Source organism: Bacteroides sp. D55t1_190419_B8 (assembly GCF_015558905.1).
Classification (GTDB): Bacteria; Bacteroidota; Bacteroidia; order Bacteroidales; family Bacteroidaceae; genus Bacteroides; species Bacteroides vicugnae.
The window spans coordinates 13,218-37,793 of the sequence record NZ_JADMOU010000035.1 but is presented as its reverse complement, the minus strand read 5'-3'; the positions used below and the strand labels follow the sequence as shown (position 1 = coordinate 37,793).

22 protein-coding genes and 1 pseudogene are annotated in these 24,576 nt (G+C 42.3%); 14 read left to right on the top strand and 9 right to left on the bottom strand.

Annotated features, from left to right (window positions below):
* Window positions 1-57 precede the first annotated feature (57 nt).
* Window positions 58-1,509, top strand: a complete 1,452-nt coding sequence (locus tag I2I13_RS21300; protein WP_148367898.1) for a lipopolysaccharide assembly protein LapB — start codon at window positions 58-60, stop codon at window positions 1,507-1,509.
* Between the two features lie 30 nt (window positions 1,510-1,539).
* Window positions 1,540-2,184, top strand: coding sequence for a DedA family protein (locus tag I2I13_RS21295; protein ID WP_074558997.1), 645 nt, complete (start codon window positions 1,540-1,542; stop codon window positions 2,182-2,184).
* Between the two features lie 118 nt (window positions 2,185-2,302).
* Here I2I13_RS21295 and I2I13_RS21290 read toward each other — a convergent pair whose 3' ends face one another.
* Window positions 2,303-3,187 carry a DUF3078 domain-containing protein gene (locus I2I13_RS21290; RefSeq protein ID WP_074558996.1) on the bottom strand — a complete coding sequence of 295 codons (885 nt, stop codon included), beginning with the start codon at window positions 3,185-3,187 and terminating at the stop codon, window positions 2,303-2,305.
* Window positions 3,188-3,376: 189 nt separating this feature from the next.
* Window positions 3,377-3,877, bottom strand: a complete 501-nt coding sequence (tpx, locus tag I2I13_RS21285; RefSeq protein WP_074559007.1) for a thiol peroxidase — start codon at window positions 3,875-3,877, stop codon at window positions 3,377-3,379.
* A gap of 137 nt (window positions 3,878-4,014) precedes the next feature.
* Here tpx and I2I13_RS21280 point away from each other — a divergent pair, with 137 nt between their 5' ends.
* The 4 genes from I2I13_RS21280 to I2I13_RS21265 all read left to right on the top strand — a co-directional run bounded on the left by I2I13_RS21280 (window position 4,015) and on the right by I2I13_RS21265 (window position 6,820).
* Window positions 4,015-4,578 carry an HdeD family acid-resistance protein gene (locus I2I13_RS21280; RefSeq protein ID WP_004296649.1) on the top strand — a complete coding sequence of 188 codons (564 nt, stop codon included), beginning with the start codon at window positions 4,015-4,017 and terminating at the stop codon, window positions 4,576-4,578.
* Window positions 4,579-4,661: 83 nt separating this feature from the next.
* Complete coding sequence (locus I2I13_RS21275) at window positions 4,662-5,141, top strand: DUF4494 domain-containing protein (protein WP_004296648.1); 480 nt, start codon at window positions 4,662-4,664, stop codon at window positions 5,139-5,141.
* Window positions 5,142-5,147: 6 nt separating this feature from the next.
* Window positions 5,148-5,816 (top strand): YggS family pyridoxal phosphate-dependent enzyme, encoded by a 669-nt coding sequence (locus I2I13_RS21270; protein ID WP_074558994.1) that lies wholly within the window; start codon window positions 5,148-5,150, stop codon window positions 5,814-5,816.
* 26 nt (window positions 5,817-5,842) lie between these two features.
* Window positions 5,843-6,820 (top strand): dihydroorotate dehydrogenase-like protein, encoded by a 978-nt coding sequence (locus I2I13_RS21265; protein ID WP_195650451.1) that lies wholly within the window; start codon window positions 5,843-5,845, stop codon window positions 6,818-6,820.
* A 113-nt stretch (window positions 6,821-6,933) separates the two neighbouring features.
* Here I2I13_RS21265 and I2I13_RS21260 read toward each other — a convergent pair whose 3' ends face one another.
* Window positions 6,934-8,259, bottom strand: coding sequence for a PhoH family protein (locus I2I13_RS21260; RefSeq protein WP_148367896.1), 1,326 nt, complete (start codon window positions 8,257-8,259; stop codon window positions 6,934-6,936).
* 131 nt (window positions 8,260-8,390) lie between these two features.
* Between I2I13_RS21260 and I2I13_RS21255 the strand changes: the two genes are divergently transcribed.
* Complete coding sequence (locus I2I13_RS21255) at window positions 8,391-9,881, top strand: folylpolyglutamate synthase/dihydrofolate synthase family protein (protein ID WP_195650450.1); 1,491 nt, start codon at window positions 8,391-8,393, stop codon at window positions 9,879-9,881.
* On the opposite strand, the gene I2I13_RS21250 is transcribed toward I2I13_RS21255, so the two are convergent.
* Window positions 9,849-10,223 carry a RidA family protein gene (locus I2I13_RS21250; protein ID WP_148367895.1) on the bottom strand — a complete coding sequence of 125 codons (375 nt, stop codon included), beginning with the start codon at window positions 10,221-10,223 and terminating at the stop codon, window positions 9,849-9,851. The genes I2I13_RS21255 and I2I13_RS21250 overlap by 33 nt on opposite strands.
* 95 nt (window positions 10,224-10,318) lie before the next feature.
* On the opposite strand from I2I13_RS21250, the gene I2I13_RS21245 reads away from it, so the two are divergent.
* The 3 genes from I2I13_RS21245 to I2I13_RS21235 are packed head-to-tail and all read left to right on the top strand — an operon-like array spanning window position 10,319 to window position 15,927.
* Window positions 10,319-11,935 (top strand): SUMF1/EgtB/PvdO family nonheme iron enzyme, encoded by a 1,617-nt coding sequence (locus I2I13_RS21245; protein WP_195650449.1) that lies wholly within the window; start codon window positions 10,319-10,321, stop codon window positions 11,933-11,935.
* A 27-nt stretch (window positions 11,936-11,962) separates the two neighbouring features.
* A complete protein-coding gene (locus I2I13_RS21240; protein ID WP_229128693.1) occupies window positions 11,963-12,625 on the top strand; it encodes a hypothetical protein in 663 nt (220 codons plus the stop codon).
* A 20-nt stretch (window positions 12,626-12,645) separates the two neighbouring features.
* On the top strand, window positions 12,646-15,927 hold the full coding sequence (locus I2I13_RS21235) for a CHAT domain-containing protein (RefSeq protein ID WP_195650447.1): 3,282 nt from the start codon (window positions 12,646-12,648) through the stop codon (window positions 15,925-15,927).
* On the opposite strand, the gene I2I13_RS21230 is transcribed toward I2I13_RS21235, so the two are convergent.
* The 3 genes from I2I13_RS21230 to I2I13_RS21220 form a co-directional block, all read right to left on the bottom strand.
* Window positions 15,902-16,195 (bottom strand): RyR domain-containing protein, encoded by a 294-nt coding sequence (locus tag I2I13_RS21230; protein WP_217723579.1) that lies wholly within the window; start codon window positions 16,193-16,195, stop codon window positions 15,902-15,904. The two genes, I2I13_RS21235 and I2I13_RS21230, sit on opposite strands and share 26 nt — an antisense overlap.
* Before the next feature lie 37 nt (window positions 16,196-16,232).
* Window positions 16,233-18,491, bottom strand: a complete 2,259-nt coding sequence (locus tag I2I13_RS21225) for a hypothetical protein (RefSeq protein WP_195650446.1) — start codon at window positions 18,489-18,491, stop codon at window positions 16,233-16,235.
* Window positions 18,492-18,586: 95 nt separating this feature from the next.
* Window positions 18,587-18,946, bottom strand: a complete 360-nt coding sequence (locus tag I2I13_RS21220; protein ID WP_195650445.1) for a hypothetical protein — start codon at window positions 18,944-18,946, stop codon at window positions 18,587-18,589.
* 152 nt (window positions 18,947-19,098) lie between these two features.
* On the opposite strand from I2I13_RS21220, the pseudogene I2I13_RS21215 reads away from it, so the two are divergent.
* The 4 genes and pseudogenes from I2I13_RS21215 (at window position 19,099) to I2I13_RS21200 (ending at window position 22,725) form a co-directional block, all read left to right on the top strand.
* A pseudogene (locus I2I13_RS21215) lies at window positions 19,099-21,359 on the top strand (DUF3987 domain-containing protein).
* A gap of 248 nt (window positions 21,360-21,607) precedes the next feature.
* Window positions 21,608-22,096 carry an HU family DNA-binding protein gene (locus tag I2I13_RS21210; protein WP_148367888.1) on the top strand — a complete coding sequence of 163 codons (489 nt, stop codon included), beginning with the start codon at window positions 21,608-21,610 and terminating at the stop codon, window positions 22,094-22,096.
* A gap of 70 nt (window positions 22,097-22,166) precedes the next feature.
* Window positions 22,167-22,265 (top strand): smalltalk protein, encoded by a 99-nt coding sequence (locus I2I13_RS21205; protein WP_004303901.1) that lies wholly within the window; start codon window positions 22,167-22,169, stop codon window positions 22,263-22,265.
* 16 nt (window positions 22,266-22,281) lie between these two features.
* Window positions 22,282-22,725 (top strand): N-acetylmuramoyl-L-alanine amidase, encoded by a 444-nt coding sequence (locus I2I13_RS21200; protein ID WP_195650444.1) that lies wholly within the window; start codon window positions 22,282-22,284, stop codon window positions 22,723-22,725.
* A gap of 62 nt (window positions 22,726-22,787) precedes the next feature.
* Here the strand turns inward: I2I13_RS21200 and I2I13_RS21195 are convergent, their stop codons facing one another.
* Together I2I13_RS21195 and I2I13_RS21190 are read right to left on the bottom strand one after the other, a co-directional pair.
* Window positions 22,788-23,021 (bottom strand): DUF4248 domain-containing protein, encoded by a 234-nt coding sequence (locus I2I13_RS21195; RefSeq protein ID WP_004296628.1) that lies wholly within the window; start codon window positions 23,019-23,021, stop codon window positions 22,788-22,790.
* Between the two features lie 343 nt (window positions 23,022-23,364).
* Complete coding sequence (locus tag I2I13_RS21190) at window positions 23,365-24,495, bottom strand: glycosyltransferase family 4 protein (protein ID WP_195650443.1); 1,131 nt, start codon at window positions 24,493-24,495, stop codon at window positions 23,365-23,367.
* Window positions 24,496-24,576 lie beyond the last annotated feature (81 nt).

Here is a 24,576-nt window from a genome sequence, read left to right as displayed (position 1 = left end):
ATCATCATCAAAACTTTTGCAACAGCCCCATCTTAGCAATTAAAAATCTAAAATAAAATGGGTAGGAAAAATTCACCATCAGCAAAAAAGGAACTAGTCACACTAATCACAAACTACGAAGAAGCAAAAGCAGAAAACCGACAACTTTATCTGGATGCTGACCAATTGGCTGACATCGCTGACTGGTATGCCTCCGAACGAAAATTCAAAGAAGCACAAGAAGCAATCACTTACGGGCTTAAAATACATCCGGGAAATACAGATTTGCTTATAGAACAAGCCTATCTTTACCTGGACACCCAAAAGCTACAAAAAGCAAAGAAAGTGGCAGATTCAATTACCGAAGAATTTGACTCCGAAGTGAAACTGCTGAAAGCCGAACTATTGCTGAATGGAGGAAAACTGGAAGAAGCCCAATGGCTGTTAAGCACAATAGCGGATGCCGACGAACTGGAAACAATCATTGATGTTGTCTTTCTCTATCTGGACATGGGATATCCGGAAGCAGCCAAAGAATGGCTCGACAAAGGGAAATCCCGCTATGCCGAAGATGAAGAATATATGGCTCTCACAGCCGATTATCTGGCATCGACCCATCAGGTAGAACCGGCCATCACCTATTACAACAAACTCATTGACAAATCCCCGTTCAACCCGTCCTACTGGATGGGGCTGGTGAAATGTTACTTTGTTCAGGAACAAATAGACAAAGCCATCGAAGCCTGTGATTTTGCATTGGCAGCCGACGATCAGTACGGAGAAGCTTACGCCTACAAGGCACATTGTTTCTTCTATCTGAACAATTCGGATGAAGCCATCGAGAATTACCAAAAGGCGATTGAGTTCAAATCCATTCCCCCCGAACTGGGTTATATGTTTATGGGAATATCCTACGGCAATAAAGAAGAATGGCAGAAAGCCGATGACTATTACGACAAAGTAATCGCACGTTTTGAAGAAAACGGAGACAAACAGTCTATTTTATTGATAGACACTTATACCAGCAAAGCTTTCGCCCTGTCACATCTGGCAAGGTATGAAGAAGCGCATGAGTTATGCGAAAAAGCCAAAGAGATAAACCCGAATGAGGGATTGATTTATCTGACAGAGGGGAAACTATACCTCGCAGAGGAACTGGAAGACGAAGCTGCCATCTCTTTCGAAAAAGCGATAGAGACGAACCCTAACATAGAAATGTGGTATATGATTGCCTCTGCTTATTCGGAAAGTGACTATCTGTTCGAAGCGAAAGAATACTTTGAGAAAGCATACCAGATGAATCCGAAATACGAAGATGTGACGGAGAAATTGAGTGTTCTTTGCCTTATGCACGGCGAAATCGACAACTTCTTTAAATATAATAAGGAATGCGAGCATCCATTGGAAGAAGACATGATTCTGGATCTGTTGAACAGTCCCGAACATAGAGAAGAAGACGAAAGAACTCTCAAAGAAGTATGGGAACGCATGAAAAAAGAGAATAAGAAAAAACCGAAAGGAAAAAAATAAATCAATTTATAAATTCTATCCTCAAAAAACATGGAATCAGTAGCAGAACTTCTTAAATGGGTATTAGAAAACTTGAACTATTGGGTAGTCACCATTTTTATGGCTATCGAAAGCTCTTTTATTCCCTTCCCCTCGGAAGCCATAGTGCCACCTGCCGCATGGAAAGCAATGGCTGACGACAGTATGAATATCTTTCTCGTCATCCTATTTGCAACCATAGGAGCCGATATCGGTGCATTAGTAAATTATTACCTCGCCCGTTGGCTGGGTCGCCCTATCATTTATAAATTTGCTAACAGTCGTTTAGGGCACATGTGCCTTATTGATGAAGAAAAAATACATCATGCGGAAGAATATTTCAGAAAGCACGGTGCAGCTTCCACTTTCTTTGGCCGCCTCATTCCGGCTGTACGCCAACTTATCAGTATTCCCGCAGGATTAGCCGGCATGAAAATAGGTTCTTTCCTGCTTTATACAACTCTCGGCGCTGCTATATGGAACAGTATATTAGCTTTGCTCGGATACCTGATTTACCGTTTTACAGACCTCAAAACGACTAATGATGTCTATGTAATGGCAACCGAATACAGTCACGAAATTGGCTATGTCATTATAGCAGTGGTGGTAATGGTAATCGGTTTTCTGGCTTATAAAGGGCTGAAAAAGAAAAAATAAGTATTAAGTATTAGGTATTAGGTATTAACCGTAGCTGGTATTTTGCTCTAATTGTTGTTTACACAATTAATCAAACAGCCATGGTAATACTTAATACCTAATACTGGATACTTGGTACTCAGAAATTAAACTGGACTCCTACTCCCAATATCTCTTTAAATTGCACACGAGCACCTTTTGTACCATCCTTTTGCACGATTTTCACATCATCGTCATACATCAGGTTAGTAGTAAGTGTGGTTGAGAACCATTTATTGATAATCATATTTATTTGTACTTCCCAGTTCACATCTATGTTCAGCGGCTTATGCAGATAATCGGAATATAGATCCAAACGTGAATATACTGTCATATTCTTTAAGAATTCATATTTGGCTTCTCCTTTCAAGTTAGCACCGAAGCTGGATAATAGATGTTTGCCCGGATCAACTCCATAAGCTCCTTCGTCAGAGAGACGGTCATTGAGTACAAATGTTCCGCGCCACGCAGCCGGAGACAATACAACGGTAAATATCTTACCCGGATCATACGTAAAGCCCAAACCGGTAGTCAAATAGGCAGGAGCCATAAATTCGGAGATAGCAATGTCTTTATTAACAGAGTAATCATATCCCGGAGAAAACTGTGTCTGGAAAGTGGCGAACGCACTGGCATACCAGTTTTTGGCAATAGAATAGCCATAATTCGTATTCAAATAAATTTTATCATTCGCTTTCCGGGTTCCGTCATCACCAGTCTTATTTAATCCATAAGCCAGTTCAATACGGTTATTCCACAGATGTTTTCCTTTCTTATAGTTAATCTGATAAGTGCCCTGCAAGTCAAAGGCAACAGAGTTATCACCTCCGGCAGCCCAATTAGTGAGGCTCACTTGCGTTAGTTTCAGTCCGGCAAATCCTTCTTTTGTCCAGGGAGAAGTTTGTGTACTATCGGCAGTTTGGGCCGATAAAGTTCCAGCGCCCATACATAACAGGGCGATGAATAGAGTTTTCATTTTGTTCATGATAGTTGAGGTTTAGTGTAGAAAAAACACAACCTAACAAGAACGGAGCTATGGCAGTTTACCAAGCCTTTTTACCAGTTCCCATTAGGTCAAAAAGTTTAAATAAGTATTAGGTGTTAAGTATTAAGTATTAGTCGTAGCCGCTGATTTGCCGCGGTTAATACTTAATACTTTATACTTAATACTTTATTATTGTATCGCAGCTAAGGCTTTGTCATAATCAGGCTCCTGAGTGATTTCAGGAACAAGTTCCGTATATGCAATCTTGCCATCTTTGCCAATCACAACTACGGCACGAGCCAAAAGTCCTGCTAACGGTCCATCTGCCATACGCACTCCGTAACTTTCGTCGAAATCAGAGAAACGGAAATCAGACAATGGAATTACATTTTCAATACCTTCTGTCGTACAGAAACGGCCGTGTGCAAAAGGAAGATCCTTAGAAATAGCCAATACTACCGTATCTTTCAGTCCGGCAGCCATCTTATTAAACTTACGTACAGAAGTTGCACATACGCTGGTATCCAGACTGGGGAAAATATTTAAAATCACATTTTTACCATTTAAATCTTTCAGAGAGAAAGAAGATAAATCTGTTTTTACCAGCTCGAAGTCAGGAGCTACCTTACCTACTTGTATAAATTCACCGATCAGTTTCACCGGTTGTCCTTTGAAATTTGTTGTTGCCATAATGCATGTATATTTAAAATTTACTTTATATAGGAAACAACTATTCCCCCAAATATGTTCACGGAAAACCTTTTCTAAATTCAATTTGTTATTCACCAACGAAATCACTTTAGTGTTCAATTTAAAATATAAAATGTATGGAAACTGTATTCAATGAGATTCAACATTCAGTAAAAAATTGGTGGACTTCTCTTCTTTTGGGAATCGTGTATATCATTGTAGCCCTTTGGCTCATGTTCTCACCCGTAAGCACCTATGTAGCTCTAAGCATCATTTTCAGTGTATCGATGCTGATAAGCGGTATTCTGGAAATCATCTTCGCTCTTAGCAACCGGAAAGGCGTCCCGAGCTGGGGATGGTATATCGTAGGAGGACTGATCGACCTCGTTCTGGGTATTTACCTGATTGCCTATCCGATGGTCAGTATGGAAGTTATTCCTTTCATTATCGCCTTCTGGCTTATGTTCCGCGGCTTCTCCTCCACTGGCTATTCCATCGACCTGAAACGTTACGGAACCCGCGACTGGGGCTGGTACATGGCTTTCGGTATTCTTGCCATCCTGTGCTCTCTTTTAATATTATGGCAACCCGCCATAGGAGCGCTCTACGCAGTGTATATGATTTCTTTTGCTTTCCTCATCATCGGACTTTTCCGTGTCATGCTTTCATTTGAACTAAAGAATCTACATAAAAGAAAATAAAAAGCTTTCGGCACTTACTTTGGGATTTTGTTTATCTTTGTAGGCAATTTACATCAATCAATTAATTAAAAAGGAAGAAAATTATGGCAATGCATACATGGTTTGAGTGCAAGATCCGTTATGAAAAAGTAATGGAAAACGGAATGCAGAAGAAAGTAACTGAACCTTATCTTGTTGACGCACTCAGTTTTACAGAAGCAGAAGCACGGATTATTGAAGAAATGACTCCGTTTATCTCCGGAGAATTTACCGTTTCGGATATTAAACGTGCCAACTATAGCGAACTTTTCCCCAGCGACGAAGAAAGTGCCGACCGCTGGTTCAAATGCAAACTTATTTTCATCACTCTGGATGAAAAAAGCGGTGCTGAAAAAAAGACTTCCACTCAAGTATTGGTACAAGCTGCCGACTTGCGTGACGCAGTCAAGAAGCTGGATGAAGGGATGAAAGGAACCATGGCTGATTATCAGATCGGTATGGTATCCGAAACTCCGCTCATGGATGTATATCCTTACAGCGCCGAACCGAATGACAAACCGGAGTTTGATCCGTCAAAAGCATAAGTAACAATGAGTATTGCTGACAATTTAAAGCAAGTGCTGGCCGAACTCCCGCAAGGAGTCCGGCTGGTTGCTGTCTCAAAATTCCATCCCAATGAAGCGATAGAAGAAGCATATCAGGCGGGACAGCGTATTTTTGGAGAAAGCAAAGTGCAGGAAATGACAGCTAAATACGAAAGTTTGCCCAAAGACATTGAATGGCATTTCATCGGACACCTGCAGACGAACAAAATCAAATACATGATACCATACGTAGCGATGATTCATGGAATTGATAGTTATAAACTGCTGGTCGAAGTCAACAAACAAGCTGTCAAAGCGGGACGTACAGTGAACTGCCTGTTGCAGATTCACGTTGCGCAGGAAGAAACCAAATTTGGTTTCAGTCCCGAAGAATGCAAGGAGATGTTGAATGCCGGAGAATGGAAAGAGCTGACTCATGTACGCATCTGCGGATTAATGGGGATGGCCAGCAACACCGATTGTATTGAACAAATCAATCGGGAATTTTGTTTACTAAATGGGCTCTTTAACGAGATAAAAACAACTTGGTTCATCCACTCCGATACTTTCTGTGAGCTATCAATGGGAATGTCACATGACTACCACGAAGCCATTGCCGCAGGAAGTACGCTGGTACGAGTAGGAAGCAAGATTTTCGGAGAACGAATTTACTGATTAAGTGTTAAAAAAAACATATTGCTATGACCGATTTAAAAACTACTTTCGCAGGGCTTTCCCTTAGAAACCCTATCATCATTAGTAGCTCGGGGCTGACCAACAGTGCCGGCAAAAACAAAAAATTGGCAGAAGATGGTGCCGGTGCAATTGTTCTGAAATCACTGTTTGAGGAACAAATCATGCTGGAAGCAGACCAACTGAAAGATCCGGCTTTCTATCCGGAAGCCAGTGACTATCTGGAAGAATACATCCGTGAACACAAGCTATCCGAATACCTGACTTTAATAAAAGAAAGCAAGAAGGTATGCCCCATTCCTATCATTGCCAGCATCAACTGCTACACTGATTCCGAATGGATTGACTTTGCAAAGATGATTGAAGAGGCCGGTGCCGATGCATTGGAAATCAATATCCTTGCCCTGCAATCGGAAGTGCAATATACATACGGTTCATTCGAACAACGCCACATTGATATTCTCCGCCACATCAAAAAAACAGTCAAGATACCTGTAATCATGAAACTGGGTGATAACCTGACAAATCCTGTGGCATTAATCGATCAGTTGTATGCCAACGGTGCAGCAGCAGTTGTTCTCTTCAACCGTTTCTATCAACCGGACATCAACATCGAAAAGATGGAGCATATTTCAGGAGAAGTATTCAGCAATGTTTCCGACCTTGCCACTCCGCTCCGTTGGATCGGAATTGCGTCTGCAGTAGTAGACAAAATCGACTATGCAGCTTCCGGTGGTGTTGCCAACGCAGAATCAGTAGTGAAAGCTATCCTTGCCGGTGCTTCAGCCGTAGAAGTTTGCAGTGCAGTCTATCTGAATACAAATGCATTCATCGGAGAAGCCAACCGCTTCCTCTCTGCATGGATGGAACGCAAAGGATTCAAAAATATAGCTCAATTCAAAGGCAAACTGAATATTAAGGATGTTCAGGGTGTTAATACATTCGAACGTACACAGTTCCTGAAATATTTCGGAAAGAAAGAATAATAAAGAAAAGCAAGAAGTAAAAATCAGGCACGGATTACACGGATTACGCGGTTTAAGATAATTGGAGAAACCGTGAAATCCGTGTAATCCGTGCCAAATTTATTTTTTCATCATTACAGCAAGTTACTTGCCAACTCACTCAATTCACTTCGTTCACCTTTCAGCAAATTGACGTGTGCAAAGATATTCTGGTCTTTCATACGATCAATCATGTATACCAGACCATTGGACTGACTATCCAGATAAGGTTGGTCAATCTGTTGGATATCTCCCGTAAATACCATCTTCGTACCTTCACCTGCACGGGTGATGATTGTCTTTATTTCATTCGGAGTCAGATTCTGCGCTTCGTCGATGATGCAATACATTTCGCTCAAACTACGACCACGGATAAATGCCAGAGCTTCAATCACCAGCTGCTCGCTTTTCTGCATATCTTCTATGCGCTTCACTTCGGTAGAGTTTGCAGCAAACTGACGTTTTATCACGTTCAGGTTATCAAATAACGGCTGCATATAAGGAGCCACTTTCTCCTGCGCGTCTCCCGGAAGGAAACCGATATCCTTATTGGAAAGCGCCACAACAGGACGTGCCAGCAAAATCTGTTTGTAATCCGTCAGTTTGCCCAAAGCAGCAGCCAAAGCCAGCAATGTCTTCCCCGTTCCTGCTTTTCCAGTCAGAGCCACCAGTTTGATTTCCGGGTCATTCAGAATCTCAAAAGCAAAACTCTGTTCCGCATTCCGTGGTTCGATTCCATAATTCTTGCCTTTCATCACACGAATAATAGAATGGGTAAAAGGATTGTAGCGTGCAAGCACACTATTCCGGTCACTCTTCAATATAAAACATTCATTGGGGTGAATCAAATCCTTAAAGTCGAATTCACTCAAGTCAATGCCCTCCTTTGAAGAATAAATACGGTCGATCAATGCCGGATCTACATTTTCAAAGATCTCATTGGACTTCTCGAACACATCTACGTTATACACCTTATCCGTAATATAATCCTCGCAAAGCAAACCGATGGAACGAGCTTTCATACGCAGATTCACATCTTTGGTCACCAAAATAGTCATCATTTCCGGATCCTCTTCGGTCAGGTATTCGGTTGCCGCCAAAATCAAATGGTCGGGTTTCTTTATAGGAAACGATTCCCACACTTTGGTAGCCGGTACATTGCTCGTCACCACAAACAGACGTCCCAATCCTTCGCCAAGCTTCACTCCGTCGGAGAAAAGCTCGTCGCTTGTCAGCACATCCAATTCGCGCACGAACTCACGAGCATTGAAATTTATCTGCTCGTTTCCTTTTTTGAACTTATCCAGTTCTTCGAGTACAACAAGAGGGAGGTAAATATCATTTTCCTGAAAATTCTTCAAGCAATTGTAGTCGTGAAGAATAACATTCGTGTCTAGCACAAAATTTTTCTTAGTTCCCATGATTTCTTAGATTTAAATGTTGATATTTGCAATCTCATTCGCCAATCCCCCATTTATAGTCAGATTGACGGTTCTAAAGATAAACAAATTAGCGGGCAATAAAGATTGCCCGACGTTAAATATTATAAAACATGGACTATCAGAACACTTTAAAGTACTTATATGAGAGTGCGCCAATGTTTCAACAAATAGGAAGCAAAGCATATAAGCCGGGTTTAGAGACCACACATCAATTGGACGAACATTTCGGGCATCCTCATCAACAATTCAAAACGATACATATCGCCGGAACCAATGGAAAAGGTTCCTGCTCGCATACTATCGCAGCCGTATTACAATGCGCCGGTTACCGGGTAGGGCTATTCACCTCCCCCCATTTAATCGACTTCCGCGAACGTATCCGTATCAACGGTGAGATGATACCGGAAGAGTATGTAGTCAATTTCGTAGAAGAGCATCGCTCCTTCTTCGAGCCGCTGCACCCTTCATTCTTCGAACTGACCACCGCTATGGCATTCCGTTATTTTGCCGACCAGAAAGTAGATGTAGCAGTTATCGAAGTAGGCATGGGCGGAAGATTGGACTGTACGAATATCATCCATCCGGATTTGTGCGTTATCACCAACATAGGCCTCGACCACACCCAATATCTGGGTGACACGCTGACGAAGATTGCCAAAGAGAAAGCCGGAATTATCAAAGAAGGAGTTCCGGTCATTATCGGCAGAGCCCAAGGGGCGGTGAAACGTGTATTTACCATGAAAGCCAAAGAAAAGAATGCGCCCATCGAATATGCCCGTGAAAATACCCGGTACTGGGACATGGAAATAGTTCCTTATTCGAAGTTGCAAGAAATAAGACCGGTGATGGACAACGCAATTCAGAGCATGCGCGAAATGATCGAAGCAATGGACGAACAGTCAGAAGAAGAGGCAAATCAGATGCGGCAAGCATTACTCATGTTAGACCTGCCAGACAGTCTACGTGCGCTAGACCAGATACTCGACAAAAGAAAAGATGCTATCAAAATCCACAATGAGATGTTTCCTTTAGGACTTTTCACCGAGTTGAGCGGAGCTTACCAATTCGAAAATATGTTCACCATCCTAAAAGCCCTTGCGACACTGAACCGTCTGAACTACAACATCAGATCCCAGGACTATCGCGAAGGTCTTGCAAACGTATGTCAGCTCACCGGTCTGATGGGGCGTTGGCAGAAAGTGCACAGCTATCCGGATATTATCTGTGACACGGGACATAATGTGGATGGAATCGAATATATCCATGTACAGCTCAATGTCATTCACAAAACCTTCGATCAGGAGATCCATTTTGTATTCGGCATGGTCAATGACAAAGACATCCGGGGGGTTCTGCGAGCATTGCCGAAATATGCCACCTATTATTTTACCAAAGCAAGCGTCAAACGCGCGCTTCCGGAAAATGAACTGCTGGCATTGGCAGAAGAAGCCGGATTGAAAGGTACCACCTACCCCACTGTTGTAGAAGCTGTACAGGCGGCAAAAAAGAACTGCCCCCCCAAAGATCTGATCTTTGTAGGAGGCAGCAGTTTCATTGTCGCAGATTTGTTAGCGAACCGCGATACACTCAATCTCTACTAACGCATCCTTTGGCAGAGCTTTTACGGCAACCGCCGAACGTGCCGGAAAAGCTCCGTCAAAATACGTGGCATACACACCGTTCATCCCTGCAAACAGGGACATATCCTGAAGAAATACAGTAGTTTTGACAATGTTTCCCATTGTCAATCCTGCTTCTTCAAGAATGTGTTTGACATTCTCCAACGACTGGCGCGCTTGTCCTTCTATGCCTTCCGCCATCTGTCCCGTAGCGGCATCGATAGGCAACTGACCGGACACAAATACCATACCATTAGCTTCTATCGCCTGACTATAAGGGCCGATAGCCCCCGGAGCTTTCTCACTGCAAATTACTTTTTTCATATATATTTCTTTTTTCTGTTTACTGAACTTCAAAGATAAAAATAAATTTCGATTAAGATTGACAAATCTGTTTCTTTTTATTATCTTAGCAGCTGATGAGCAAGCATAATTACGACATATTCATTAGTTACCGTAAGAAATGTTCGGGCGACAAGCCTGAAATGCTACAACTGATGCTGGAAGAATCCGGATTCCGCAAAAGGGTGAGCTTTGACAAAGACAATTTAAACGGTCGGTTTGATGTTGAGTTGATTCGCCGCATTGATGAGTGTAAAGACTTCATTATGTTCATGGTGCCGGAGACGTTTACAACGATCCGCCCACTCAATGAAGAAGCGGTTGAGACAGGCGAAAAAGCAACATGGGACATGGAAGAAGTGGCTTTCTACGAACGGATGGCGTCCTTGACCAATGAAGAGTTTGAAACAGAAATTAAGCAGATCAGCCGTACCGGAGAGATCGATTTTGTCCGGATAGAATTAGGCCGTGCGTTACGTCGCCAAAGTAGAACCCCCAAACAGATAAATATCATTCCGATTGCTCCGCAGGAAAGTGAAAGCTATGATTTCGCTACCCTGCAACTCCCCCCGGACATTAGTGGATTGAAAGACTTTCAAGCTGTATTTTATAGCAACTCACGGGTAGCCCGATTCAAAGATATAAAAGGTGACCTCCTGAAGCAAATGTTGTCAAAGCCTTCTTATGTATCTGCCAAATGGCTTATGATGACTTTCATTGCCCTATTATTAATAGTAGCAGGAAGCAAAACTTATACTTCCATCCAAAGAACGGCAGAACAAAAACTGGAATTCAAGGAGTGTCGCACTTATGACGATTACAGTAGTTTCATAAAGAAACACCCGGACAGTTCTTTGAAATCGACGTGCGACTCTATCCTGCATGAATTCAACGCGCTCCGGAATGACGGACGCGCCTCCGTGAACAACACCGGAAACAGGGATATAAAAGACAGAGAGAAAGAATGGGTAGACATAAAATGGAATCCTACGATCACACTGCCCCAGCTCCGCTCCCTGGTGGACATGATGAACAATATGCTGCTGATTCCGGCCAAAAACAAAGAATTCATCATGGGAAAAGCTACAGGAAAAGGGTATGACTCACCACAGCACACCGTTGTATTGAGTTCCGATTATTATATGTGTAAATACGAAGTAACACGCTCGCTGTGGTATGCCGTTATGAATGACTCCATTGTTACGGAAAAAGGCATGCTGCCTATGACACATATAACGTGGAATGATGCCGAAGCCTTCACCAAGGAGCTGAACAAGCTCACCGGTTTACCTTTTTCCCTCCCTACGGAGGCGCAATGGGAATATGCAGCCACCGGAGGCGAAAGTTATCCTTATGCCGGTTCAGACAACATTCGTGATGTAGCTTACTACGCCTCCAATGCCAATGAACGCTTGCATCCCGTTGGTGAGAAACACGAAAACGGGTTCGACTTATACGACATGTCAGGCAACGCCGCCGAATGGTGTACGGACTGGATGAACCGGTACGAAAATACACGGGTCACAGATCCCCAAGGTCCGGCAGAAAATCCCGGACACCATAAAAAGATTGTGAGAGGAGGCAGCTACCTGGCCAACGAACGTGATATGGACATTCGCCATCGCAGCGTACAGACTTACGATACATCAGAACCACATATCGGATTTCGTGTGGTACTTAATCCTATTCAATAACACAATGAATGCAGAATAAAAATGAGCATGAAAACTATTTTCAGAGTATTCATCCTCCTGTTTTTTTCCATCGGAGGGCAAATAAGTGTCAATGCACAGACAACGACACCCTTTGAAATGGTGTTCGACGCCTGTAAGAAAGCATGTGAAGCATTGGAAGGCGGCTTTGCCAGTGGTGAGCAACTGCTGGCAGTAAGCAAAACGCTGCGTGATGCAGCCCCTATCCCATTAACCGTCAAACAAACTCAGGGCGATGTCTTGAGCCTGAAAGGACATCTGGTCTTTGATTACGAATTTATTCAAGCCTGCGTTGATAATGAAACAATCTATGAAATCGCGGACAAGTATGCAGCAGAAGCGAGGATGAGAGGTGATAAGGATTCCGCCAACAAAGTAAGATTAGATACCAAAATGGTGGCTGCCGGTCAGACCTGTACTTTCGAGATTCCGAGCTGTTCGGGAACCTCGCAGATAGGCTGTGTGGCAGAGGTGAACCGTTCTTTCAGTTGGAAAATAAAGACAATCGGTTATCAATCGAAAAGTGAACGGGAATACAAATGTAATGACAGCGTCCGGAAAGGGCTTCCTTTCCGAAAAGAAAAGGTTAGCTCGGACGAGCGGTATAAAATCATCGTCTCGATCACCAATAGAAGCAAGAGAGACGGGAGCTTTGCCTTGATCTTATTTTAATCCACTAAAATCTCTATTATATGCGACAATTCATTCTATCTCTATTAGCCTGTCTGTGTCTGACAGCCTATTCACAGACTGCAAGCCAAGCCGACCTACTGGTTGAAGAAGCTCAAAAACTAGAAAGTAAACAAGATTACACAACCGCCATTACCCAACTGAAACAAGCGGACGAATTATATGTCAAAACGGGAAAGACACAGAGTGCGGAACGTGCTACCTGCCTGCACATTTTAGGCCGCTGTTATCTGAATCTGGAGCGTCCCGAAGGACTAACCTATACACAAATGGCAGCAGATATGCGCAAGACCATACTGGGTGAAACAGATATCAAATATATTTCCTCCCTGAACAACACAGGACTCTACTACCTGACTGTTGCAAAAGACTATCATAAAGCAACAGAAATTCACAGCAAGACATGGGAACTGTGCAGTCGCATTCAGCCTCGTCCCGAACAGGCATCCATGTTTCATCTCAATCTCGCCCGCTGCTACATAGCTTTAGGAGAAATGGATAAAGCAAGTGCCATCGTAGAAGAAGAAATAGCCATCAGTAAAAAGAGGTATGGCGAAAAGTCCCTTTCAGTAGCCCGTCAACTCCAGCAGATAGGTTCGTTGTACTACCTGTCGGAACGTAAAGACGTAGGGGTAACTTATTATGAGCAGGCCTTCAATATCTTTCCTGACGATTCAAAAGAATACGAGCAACTTCTCAATTGGATATCGTCCATCTATCTGGAATTGAACAATCAGCCGAAAGTATTGGAATATATGAAATTGGCAGAAGCTCACAATAAAAAAGAACTGGAAAAGCCTTGCGACGAGCCCGGTTGCCTGACCGAGCGCGCCCAGTATTTTGCCAGTATAGGTGACAACGACAAGGCAAGGGCACATTTTCTGGATGCTTTAAAGAAATGCGATGTGAATACTCATAAGGAGATCGTTTTTAAGGTACGCCACTACTATGCGCAATTTCTCTCCGGAATACAAGATCACGCATCCGCCGGCGAATACTACGAACTGGCAGCAGACATCCTTCGCAACAATCCTGCCGAACAGGCTAAATTTGCATTGGAATCTTATCTGGGCGGACTCAATTATAGCATTGCTGCCAAGTATGAGGCCTCCAATCGTATGCTCAACCAGGCACTGTCGGTTTATGCACAGATGTTGCCGGACAGACTGGACAAATATGTAGACACCTCCATTGCATTATGCCGTAATTATGGATTTACCAAGGAGTATGGAAAAGCCCTCGAAATACTTGCAAAAGCCGAAAAACAGCTTCCGACGGGTGATAAGTCAGACAAGATGGGGGAAATTCTCCGTTCCAGAGGAAGTATCTTATACCGACAGAAACAATATGCAGAATCGGCAGCAAACTACCAACTGGCTGCAGACATTTACAAAGTTCTTCCCGATAGTGATGTAAAATATCAGGATGCACTTAGCAGTCTGAATCGTTGCCACACCATGATGGGCAATGAGACAGCCGCCAGACAGACAGAACAGGATGCGGAACGTCAGCGAATGGCGGTTTTAAACAGGCTATTAAAAGAGAGTCTTGAACAACTGGATGCTTATCGCCTGCAATGGGGAGAAGACGGGTTGATGTATGTCTCCGCATTAGGGACTATCGCCGATATCTATTATACCCAAGGACAGACCGACAAGGCATTAGCCTATATGGAACCTTTCCTCTCCGGCGAAACAACCGCACTGCGTAATCTTTTCCGTCTCTCGAAAGCCGATGAACGCCTGGCATTCTGGAAGGATATCCGTTCCTCACTGGACAGTATTCCCCTCCGTGCAGCCAATATCGCCGCAACAGGTACGCCTGAACAAAAACAACGTTTTGCCCGGTTAGGTTACGATGCATTATTGTTTTCGAAAGGTATTATGCTTAATTCGTCTATTGAACTGGAGTCTCTGATCCGCGCTTCGGGAGATAAGTCTCTGCTCGACCAATACAACAAGGCTGCCCTTATGGCGGAACAAATTTTATCCATGCAAAGTGAACTCCCGAATGCAACCAATCAGACGGAAGCACAGAAAAATATCATCCGCCAGAAAGAGGAGTATGAACAGTTGCAACTGAACCTGATGCGAAAGTCTACTGATTTCGGCGACTATACCCGTTATCTTTCCGTCAAATGGCAAGACGTACAAAAGCATCTGCATGGAAACTCCATCGCCATAGAATTTGCTCTCATAGACGATGAATTACTAGCTCCGGACAAACATCTGGCCGCTTTCGTACTTCGTCCGGGCGACGCGTCTCCCACCGCAATCAAGTTAATGAGTCAGAAATTGCTATTGAAAGAGATGCAATCGCCTACGGCTTTCACCGCAACCGAAAACGGGGCACATTTCTGGAAAGCGCTGGATGAATATATCAGCAAAGCGGATACCATTTATTTTTCACCTGACGGGATACTTCACCAGTTGCCTGTAGAATATCTTCCGTATGGAGCGGGTAACCTGCCGTTAGCATTCCGGAAAGCCGTCTATCGTTTATCGTCAACAAAAGAAATCGCACTCGACAGAGTTTCGCTGAACTACTCATCAGCCGCACTTTTCGGAGGATTGGACTACGAAATGGCTTCAACCAAAGTCCGCAATATTGTTTCTACAGATCATAACTCCGGGAAATTCCGTAACGGACAGAATGGGTATCATGAGTTACCATATACGCTCAATGAAGTAAATAACGTAAATTCCCTGTTGAAAGAAAAGAAGATTAAAACCAATCTATTCGTAGGTGAAAACGGAACGGAAAAGCAGTTCCGGGCACTCGACGGCAAAGCTGTTTCGTTAATTCACATAGCTACTCACGGAGACTATAAAGAATTGAAGCGACGTGAAGCCGATGATGCGATGAAGCATTGCTTCCTGATTATGTCCGGCGCCAATGCCACGGAAGAGAATAACGACGGACTGCTCCGTGCAGATGAGATCAGTGTACTAAACCTCCGCGGTTGTCGTATGGTTGTTCTTTCTGCCTGCAACACCGGTCAAGGTACTCTTGGTGCGGATGGTCTTTTCGGTCTTCAACGAGGCTTCAAAAATGCAGGAGTACAAACCATCCTCATGACACTTTCAGCTGTTGACGACCAGGCCTCCATGCTTCTCATGACTAAATTCTATGAGAACATCATTTCAGGGTTATCCGAACGACAGGCTCTTATCAAAGCACAACAGTACCTTCGTGAGAACGGATATGCAGACAGTAAATATTGGGCACCATTTATCTTGTTGGATGCAGGCAGAGCGCCTATTCCTCATCCTTCGAGATCTTGAACCCTAGTTTCATAATCAGTTTCAAGGTTTCCACCGAAGAATTTCTGTCGTACACCTTTTCTTCTTCAGGTAATTCTTCATACGGAACCAGGCACGGATGCTGCTTCAACACATCATCCCGCTTTTTTCCATACGTCCAACCTTGTTCTATTCTGGTTTTCGACCAGACTTCATGAACATTCTTAGCCATCTCTTCTACCAGGTATTCCAACTCCTTCGGGAGTTGGATATGTCCTGTATCCACCGGATTGGGAATATACTTTTTCATTTTATGATTCATTATTTATATATTAGCGGAACAATTTTCAGTTCTTTTTCAATCTAAAACTTAGCTCAACCACACACTGGTCATAAGGGATGGTTTCCGGATATTTACTTCTTAAAACATCATTATCGACGATGCATTTATGCTTCTTCTGCTGAAAATCTTTATCTCCGTCACACGTTACAAATCCTTGCAGTTCCATACATGCATTCCAACGCAAATGTTCGCACTTACTCAAATTATCAAATAATGTACTGGAAACAACATCACAAACCTTAGAATAGTTCAATGTATGGGCTTCACGCTGCGTCAGTTCAACCATTTCTTTCAACCTTTCCTTATTATCTTTGCCATCCTCTCCCATGGCCCCGGCTAAAAACTTTTTGGTATCGATATGCCATACGTTAGCCCTATCCTGCTCTTCCTGATAAGCCAATTTAATTTGTGCATCCAAGCTATGTTTGTCCCGCAATGCCTCTCTACGCGCATTCCATTCTTCTTCCGCTGTTTGCTTCAGGCTTTCCTTCGCTTTCTTCTTCTCTTCAATTTCCTTCTCATTCATTCCAGGCATTGCGTCAATCATAATTTTCTGATATGCATAATAAAATTCCTTTGCCAATACTTCAAGCACATCTGTCGATACCACATCGTATGAGAATATTTCTTCCTGCGCTCCAAAAGTTATGATTACATCCCGGGTATTGCCATAAATATTAAAATACTCTTTTATTTGCTTCAGCTGAATGGTGTTGCAACTTCCATTGACGCGCAGATAAATCCTAAAGTCATTGAAACAATCCTTCCTATATCGATAGGCATATTCGTAGAGATCAATCGCCAATGCCATCCCTTCATTATCATTTCCTATAGCAATTACAACATAGTTTAGATCATGAATGATTTCAGAGAGTTTTTCCCAGAAACGTTCGGAATGGATAGACATTTCTTCACACCATTCCAACTCATTTTTCCTCTCCTTCAAGGCAGGTGCTTTCATTAAAAAATCACCTTTCAATTCATCCATATGTTCATCAACCACATATATTTTTCGAGGATTCCTATTGCCATTTGCATCGATCAATGCCCCAAACTCATATAGAAAACGAAATGCGTCACGCCCGGTTTCTCCAAAACCAATAATCATCGACGTAAAAGGTTTCTTTACACAAGCCTTCGAAGTATCGACATCTGCAAAATTCACGGGATGATTCCTTACATTCTTTTTTAATTGCAATACAGCAAGATTAGACGAGTCGATGATATGAATCTGATGTTTCAACCCATCACATATTTCCAACTTCTGGTTCTGGTTGTTCTTACGCGCATGGCAATAAATCTGAACCTGATTATGGACTCTGTCTTCTTTACATTTCGCTATTTCCTTAAAAACAGACACCGCCTCCAGATTCAGCTCTTCATTGGGAGACAAAAAATAGAAAGTTGCCTGCGGGTACTTCTTGATTAGGTTTCCCAATCTCCTCAATCCGAGATATTTGTATAAATCAAATTCCGATTTGACTTTATCTATAACCCGGCCTGTAATTCCAAATTTAGAGTTAACCAGTATGCCGTCAAGCTCTTCTATCTTTTCTATGAATTTTTCAGTTCCGTCATGAGACGAATTAAAGAAATGACTGAATGTGAACCGACCATGAGAACTGCTTTCATTAGCAGAAAGCAACCTCACAAAAATGAATTTGCAATTCTCCCATCCTTCTTCATTCTTCCCCTTTGGCTCTGCCGCTTTTTTTCTTATACTGTCAGCCAGCAATATCGCATTATCATTGACACCCCAGAAAATAAACAGCCGGCATTTCTTCTTACTTGGAAGATTCGCCACACATAACCGCACCCATGAGATGAATCTGAATCCTAACAGTTTAATGATAAAAACCGCACTCACTATAACGGCCAGGAAATGTATCACAGAAAATATCGTCATGTAGAAAGGATCATGATGCAGTTCTTTAGGAACCTCCAAAAGATCGGAATGCGAAGCGAACATTTCCATAGAAGACAGAGCAGACCTAAATGCCAATGCTATCGAATTACTGTCACTCCCTCCCTCATTAAAAGCGTACCAATATATCAGGAAACCTGCAATAAATACTGTACCTGCAATCCATTTCAGGTTATCCACCAAGAATTTCCGTTTCTTAAAAAGCAGGTATACTAAACCTATCCCGATAATGATTAACAAAAGGGTAGAATACCCCCATTGATTTAAAAAACAAGGGTCTGGCGCGTGCTGTGCATTGCATTCACCAGTTTGAGAGATTATTGTGCTTAACATATACATATTCGATAGATTGATTATTTATTCTACAAATTTATACAAAATATTGAATAACAAATAGGTTAGTGACAAAAAACTCCGGCTTGTCAACTTCCACATCACAATTTCACTCCATCCCAATGCATCACTACCACCCACTCTGTCGGCTGACAAGTTCCGCAAGAACGGTGCGGAACCGTAGCGACCACCAAGTCACAATGGGAAGACAGTACGATTCTTAACTCCTTCAGCAACATATCCATTTGAATGATTAAATGAAGATATTTCGTCATACACCGGATCACCCGTACATACTGATAAATGCACATATCCTCTCCCCGCCTTATCTCCCCTAATGTTTTAGGAGAGATAGCTAATTCGCTTATGAAAAAATTGTTACTAAAAATACGATCCGTATCCATTAAAGCCAATACCAAATTGCTTAAGAACTCATAAGGTTCCTGTTTTTCTTTTGCCATGTCACTCGATGATTAATAAATTATAATATTTCATTTTTTATTTGCTTTATCAAGTACTATCCACATAGGGAAGCAACCCTATTTTTAATATCCCGGCCTTTGTTCCCGTTATCTGATAATCAGGTAGCGCAATCCTACAAAAACAATTTTATATGAAAGTCTTAGAAGAAATCAAAGTCTCAGTTTACAAAAACGTGTATTCAAAAAAGCCCCAAGTCATGTCTTTCCTTGAGGTCATCATCATGTGTATTCATCCTGTTTATGCAACGATTATCAACTCTATCCGCCGATATCATGCGGAAGGAGACCATGCCGCCGCACAGAAATTGAAGAGTCAACTCCCCTGCTTCACTCCGGCGGGCACATTTGACGGAGCGCATGCCATCAAACATTTTCTGCTCCCCAGCCATATTGTCGGGCTTGATTACGACCATGTAGCCAATCGTCTGGAAGTTATTCAACGATGCGCGGCAGATCCTCATACGGTGGCAGCAATAGAAAGTCCGACCGACGGTGTGAAAGTCTTCGCCTATGTGGAAGGTATCGAAGGCCGCCATCGTGAGGGGCAACAACTGGTGAGCCGTTATTACAACCAGTTGCTCGGATTGGAAAGCGATCCGGCGTGTAAAGATGAAAGCCGCCTCTGTTATTTCAGCTATTCCCCCAACGGTTATATTGCCAGTCTTTATCAGGCATTTGTTCTGGAACCGCCTGTAAAAGAAGAACCGGAAAATGTATCTGAAGAAGAAATCTCCCAATTTATTTCGTCCTATATTTTCTTTCATCCGCTAACAGCCGGTCAACGCCATTCCAACGTCTTCAAACTTGCCTGTGAAGCCTGCCGTCGGCACTATCCCCAAGAAAGCATATTACGCGAACTTACCGCATTTTTCGAACACACGGATTTTCGTCCCGAAGAGCTAACGAGTGTTTTATTGTCTGGATACAAACAAGTTAATGAACACACACCCACTTCCACCCCAGCCAACGGGCCTTCCTTTCAAAAGGACATAAGGACAAAAAGACCTTATGGTACTACAGAAAATTCCGATGCCGACGACGAAGCCTATTGGTTGGGAGAGGAATTCCGGAAAGGAACTCCTTTATTTCCCCGAAGTTTGTACAATAATCTTCCCGATTTACTGAATGACTGTATCATTGAAGACGGAAGCGAACGCGAACAAGATGTCGCTCTCCTTTCCGATCTCACAGCCTTGAGCGCAGCACTTCCGCAGACTTTCGGAATTTATAATCATAAGAAATACTCCACGCATATATTCAGTGTCATACTTTCGCCTGCCGCCAGTGGTAAAAGCATCGCCCAAACCGGTCGATACCTGTTGGAAGAAATACATTCAGAAATTCTTTCCACCAGTGAATCCATGATGAAAAACTACCAGACTGTACATAATAACTGGCAATCAGAATGTCAAAAACAGAAAAAGAAAGGAGATGCATGCTCCGAAGAACCGCAAAGACCTCCTTTCAAGATGTTATTCATTCCTGCCACCACCAGTTATACCCGCATGCAAATGCAGATGCAAGACAACGGTCCACAGGGAAGCATCATTTTCGACACGGAAGCACAAACGCTATCCACAGCCAATCATCTGATTTCGACGATATGCTCCGCAAGGCTTTTGAGCACGAAAATATAGAGTCTTCCTACAAAGCCAACGGCCTCATTCCAATCTATATACGCCATCCCAAATTGGCTTTGCTGCTGACGGGTACTCCCGGACAAATAGACGGCCTATTGAGCAGCTACGAAAACGGATTGCCCAGCCGCACCCTGATTTACACTTTCCGAGAGGCTCCACACTGGAAAGAGATGGGCGACGACTGCATCTCGCTGGAAGATTCTTTCAAACCGATCGCGCATCGTGTTTCTGAATTATATAACTTCTGCCTGGCTCATCCGGTTCTTTTTCATTTCAACCGCCTGCAATGGAACCGTCTGAATGAGATTTTCTCACGTATGCTGTCCGAGGTGGCATTGGAAGGCAACGATGACCTCCAAGCTGTAGTGAAACGCTATGCTTTTCTGGTGATGCGCATCAGCATGATCCAGACCCGTATCCGGCAATTTGAGGCATCCGATCTTTCTTCCGAGATTTATTGCACGGATGCTGATTTTGAGCGTTCTCTTCAAATCGTTCTATGTTGTTACGAGCATAGCCGGTTGTTGCACTCATCCATGCCGTCTCCTTCGGTCCGTCCACTGAAGAATCCGGACACTATTCGTAATTTCGTTCAAGAGTTGCCCGACAGTTTCACGACAGATGAAGCGATTCAGATTGGCGCAAAATATGATTTCAACCATCGTAAGGTAACACGTCTGCTAAAATCGCTTAATGGAGTAAAGATCAATAAGATATCCCATGGTTCTTACACCAAGATGAATGAGCAATAGTCACATCTGTCCTTTTTGTCCTTTTGTCCTTTTGAAGAGTCCGGAAAAACATCGGGAGATTTGAAAAAAACATCGCAATGATTGAAATCAAACATTGGGAAGTTTCGATACAAATCTCCCGGTGTTTTTTCTTTTTATCTGTACGCCTGTGTGCGTCACTATGCGTCATGCCGCTTTCCCGATGTAGTACTTTTGTCATGTAATCGATTACAAGGCAATTAAAAATTAATGATTTAAAATTAAAAGTTATGGCACAGAATTACACTCTCATGGCTCGTAAGAACCTGTTGAAACCTAATGAAACTCCGAAGTACTATGCAGTGGCGCGTAGCGGTCGTAAAGTGACGGTCAAAGAAGTTTGTAAACGTATCACTGAACGTTCTTCTTATTCCAAAGGTGAACTGGAAGGTTGTATCGGTGAGTTTTTGCTCGAAATCGTCAATGTACTGGAGGAAGGAAATATCGTCCAGATGGGGGATTTGGGTAATTTCCGTATGAGTATCAAGACCGGTACTCCTACCGATACGGCAAAGGAATTCAAGGCATCGTGCATCAATAAGGGCAAAGTGCTCTTCTATCCGGGTAGTGATCTCCGCAAGTTGTGTAAGACGTTGGATTATACATTATATAAGAGTGATTCTTCCACTGATTCGGATAAAGATCCGCTTCCTGATGATGGCGGTGATGATAATCAGGGAGGTTCCGGCAGCGGGGAAGCTCCGGATCCGGCAGCTTAATCCGTCAGTTACGGGTTGGTTATTGAGTTTATGATGTATCAGTAGTATTTATTCTTTAATTCAAATTTATATGAAAAAGCAACTTTGGAAAAACATTCTCCAGTTTATCGTGACTATCGCGACTTCAATCATTTCAGCTATCGGTGTAACGTCCTGCGTGGGGCATTAATCTCCTGCTGACCGATATGGAATATTCAGAAGAAAGCTATCTCCCACGTGAGATTAAGTTGTTGGTGATTCATTGCAGCGCAACGCGCTGCAATGTTTCCTTCACCGTAGAACAGCTTCGACAATGTCACCTGCAACGAGGTTTCAAGGACATAGGGTATCATTTTTACATCACCCGTAACGGGGAACTTCATCATTGTCGCCCGGTATCGGAGCCCGGTGCGCATGTGCGAGGTTTCAACCGGCATAGTATTGGAATTTGCTATGAAGGTGGTTTGGATGAAGAAGGTCGTCCGGCGGATACGAGAACACAGGCGCAGCGCTTCGCGCTACTTGACTTGTTGACGATTCTCAAACATCAGTATCCGGATGCGCAAATCCTGGGACATTATCAGCTTAGTGCTTCGATTCATAAGGCTTGTCCTTGTTTTGACAGTCAAAAGGAGTATATGGATATATAAAAAGAACTACGGGAGCTGGCGAAAGTGCAGTCTCCCGTAATTCTTTTTTATGTTTATATCATTTATAGTTCTCCCGGCTTTCCCAAGTAATAGGTAATAAGCCGTACTTCTCTCACAGAAAATGCCTTTGTCTTCGGATGAAAGTCCGTAGATAGTATCTCATTCATCAGCGGCTTGCATCTCCGCATCCACCTCCGGAGTTTATTGACCGAAGCACGAATTGTCAAATCCGGAAAATACATCTGGGCCAACTCTTGTTTATTATAACATTTCACTACAAAATCTGAATGTTCCATCGTTTCCTTATTACTGTTTTCTATGCTATAAAGTTACAAATATTTCAACATATAAACAAAGAAATCTGATATTATTATCCAGTATTATGAGAATAAAAAGAAATATCAACGATCTTCACAGACAGTTGATATAGTGGGAAATTCACATCGGCTTTAACCTCCGATGTCAGGGCGTAGATCAGAAATGCACCGTCGTGCTATTTCCAATCCACAATGTAGGAGAATCATGCTTTTTACAGCATGAAGCTAGGGACCTACATTTTTTCATCTCACATGCGAAACACTCACGTGTTTATTACATCTCAACATTTTATTTTATACCATTTCTTATTTTTTTAAATCATCAATATCTTACACTCATAAGTAAACGTTCATGTTCCTTTACTGTACAGCGTATATCATATAAATTTCGCACAGTTAAACGTCCATTAGATACTAGTGTCTGCCTATATTGATTATCTGCATATAACTTAAATGAGGCTTCAACAATTCCTTCGATATCTCCGACATCGATCATTATGCCATTTTTTCCTTGCTGCATTAAATCAGGAACTGCTCCCACTCTAGTTGTAATTATAGGTTTTTCTGCCAACATATATTCTGTTAACACCAATCCAAATCCTTCCCAACGAGTTAATAACATCGCTTGATCGAAGAGTTGGATATATTCTATCGGGTTAGAAACCCATCCAGTTATAAGAAAGTCATCTTTTAGTCTCATCTCTGAAAGTAATTTTTCAACAGATGCCCTTTCTTCACCATCTCCAACAATAACAAAAAAAGCATTAGGAATTTTTTCTTTAATAAGTGCAGCTGCTTTTATAAATAAATCAGGGCCTTTACCATAAGATATTCTTCCTACCATACCTATTACATAAGCGTTTAATGGTAGCTTCAATTTGCTCCTATTTAAGTCATATCTACCTCGTTCCTCATCATACAAGCATACGTCAACACCACTAGGTATAATATGAATCTTATCCGAACAACAAATTTTATATTTTACAGCACTCTCCTTTTCCCAAGCAGAAATAGCTATTATCATATTAGTTTTATAAGCTAACACCTTCTCAATCAATGCATACACTTTTTTTTTGATTACAGATATGTTATTCATATTGAATGCCCAACCATGAGGATTATATAAAACTATATTTTTAAATCCGATATCTGCCAATCTTCCTAAAGCACCAGCTTTACTACTGTGCATATATATGACATCTGGCATATACTTTTTTATAAATTTCCGTATAGCCCAAATTCCCTTTGCATCATTTATTATAGAAATTTGTCTCCCCATAGATAAGTATTCTATATGCTCGACTAAATATTCCATCTTTTCTATTTTATAATCCAAAGAGCAAATCAATATATGTTCAAATCTATTCTTATCCGAATATTTCAAATACATAGAAAGATAACGAGCAACCCCACCAGGAGATTGCACGATATGCATTATTTTTATTTTATCCATATCAAAGATGAGTAAATAATTAACATTAAGCCAAGAGCTTAACCTCACAAATATTGTTACATATTAACCATAACATCCATA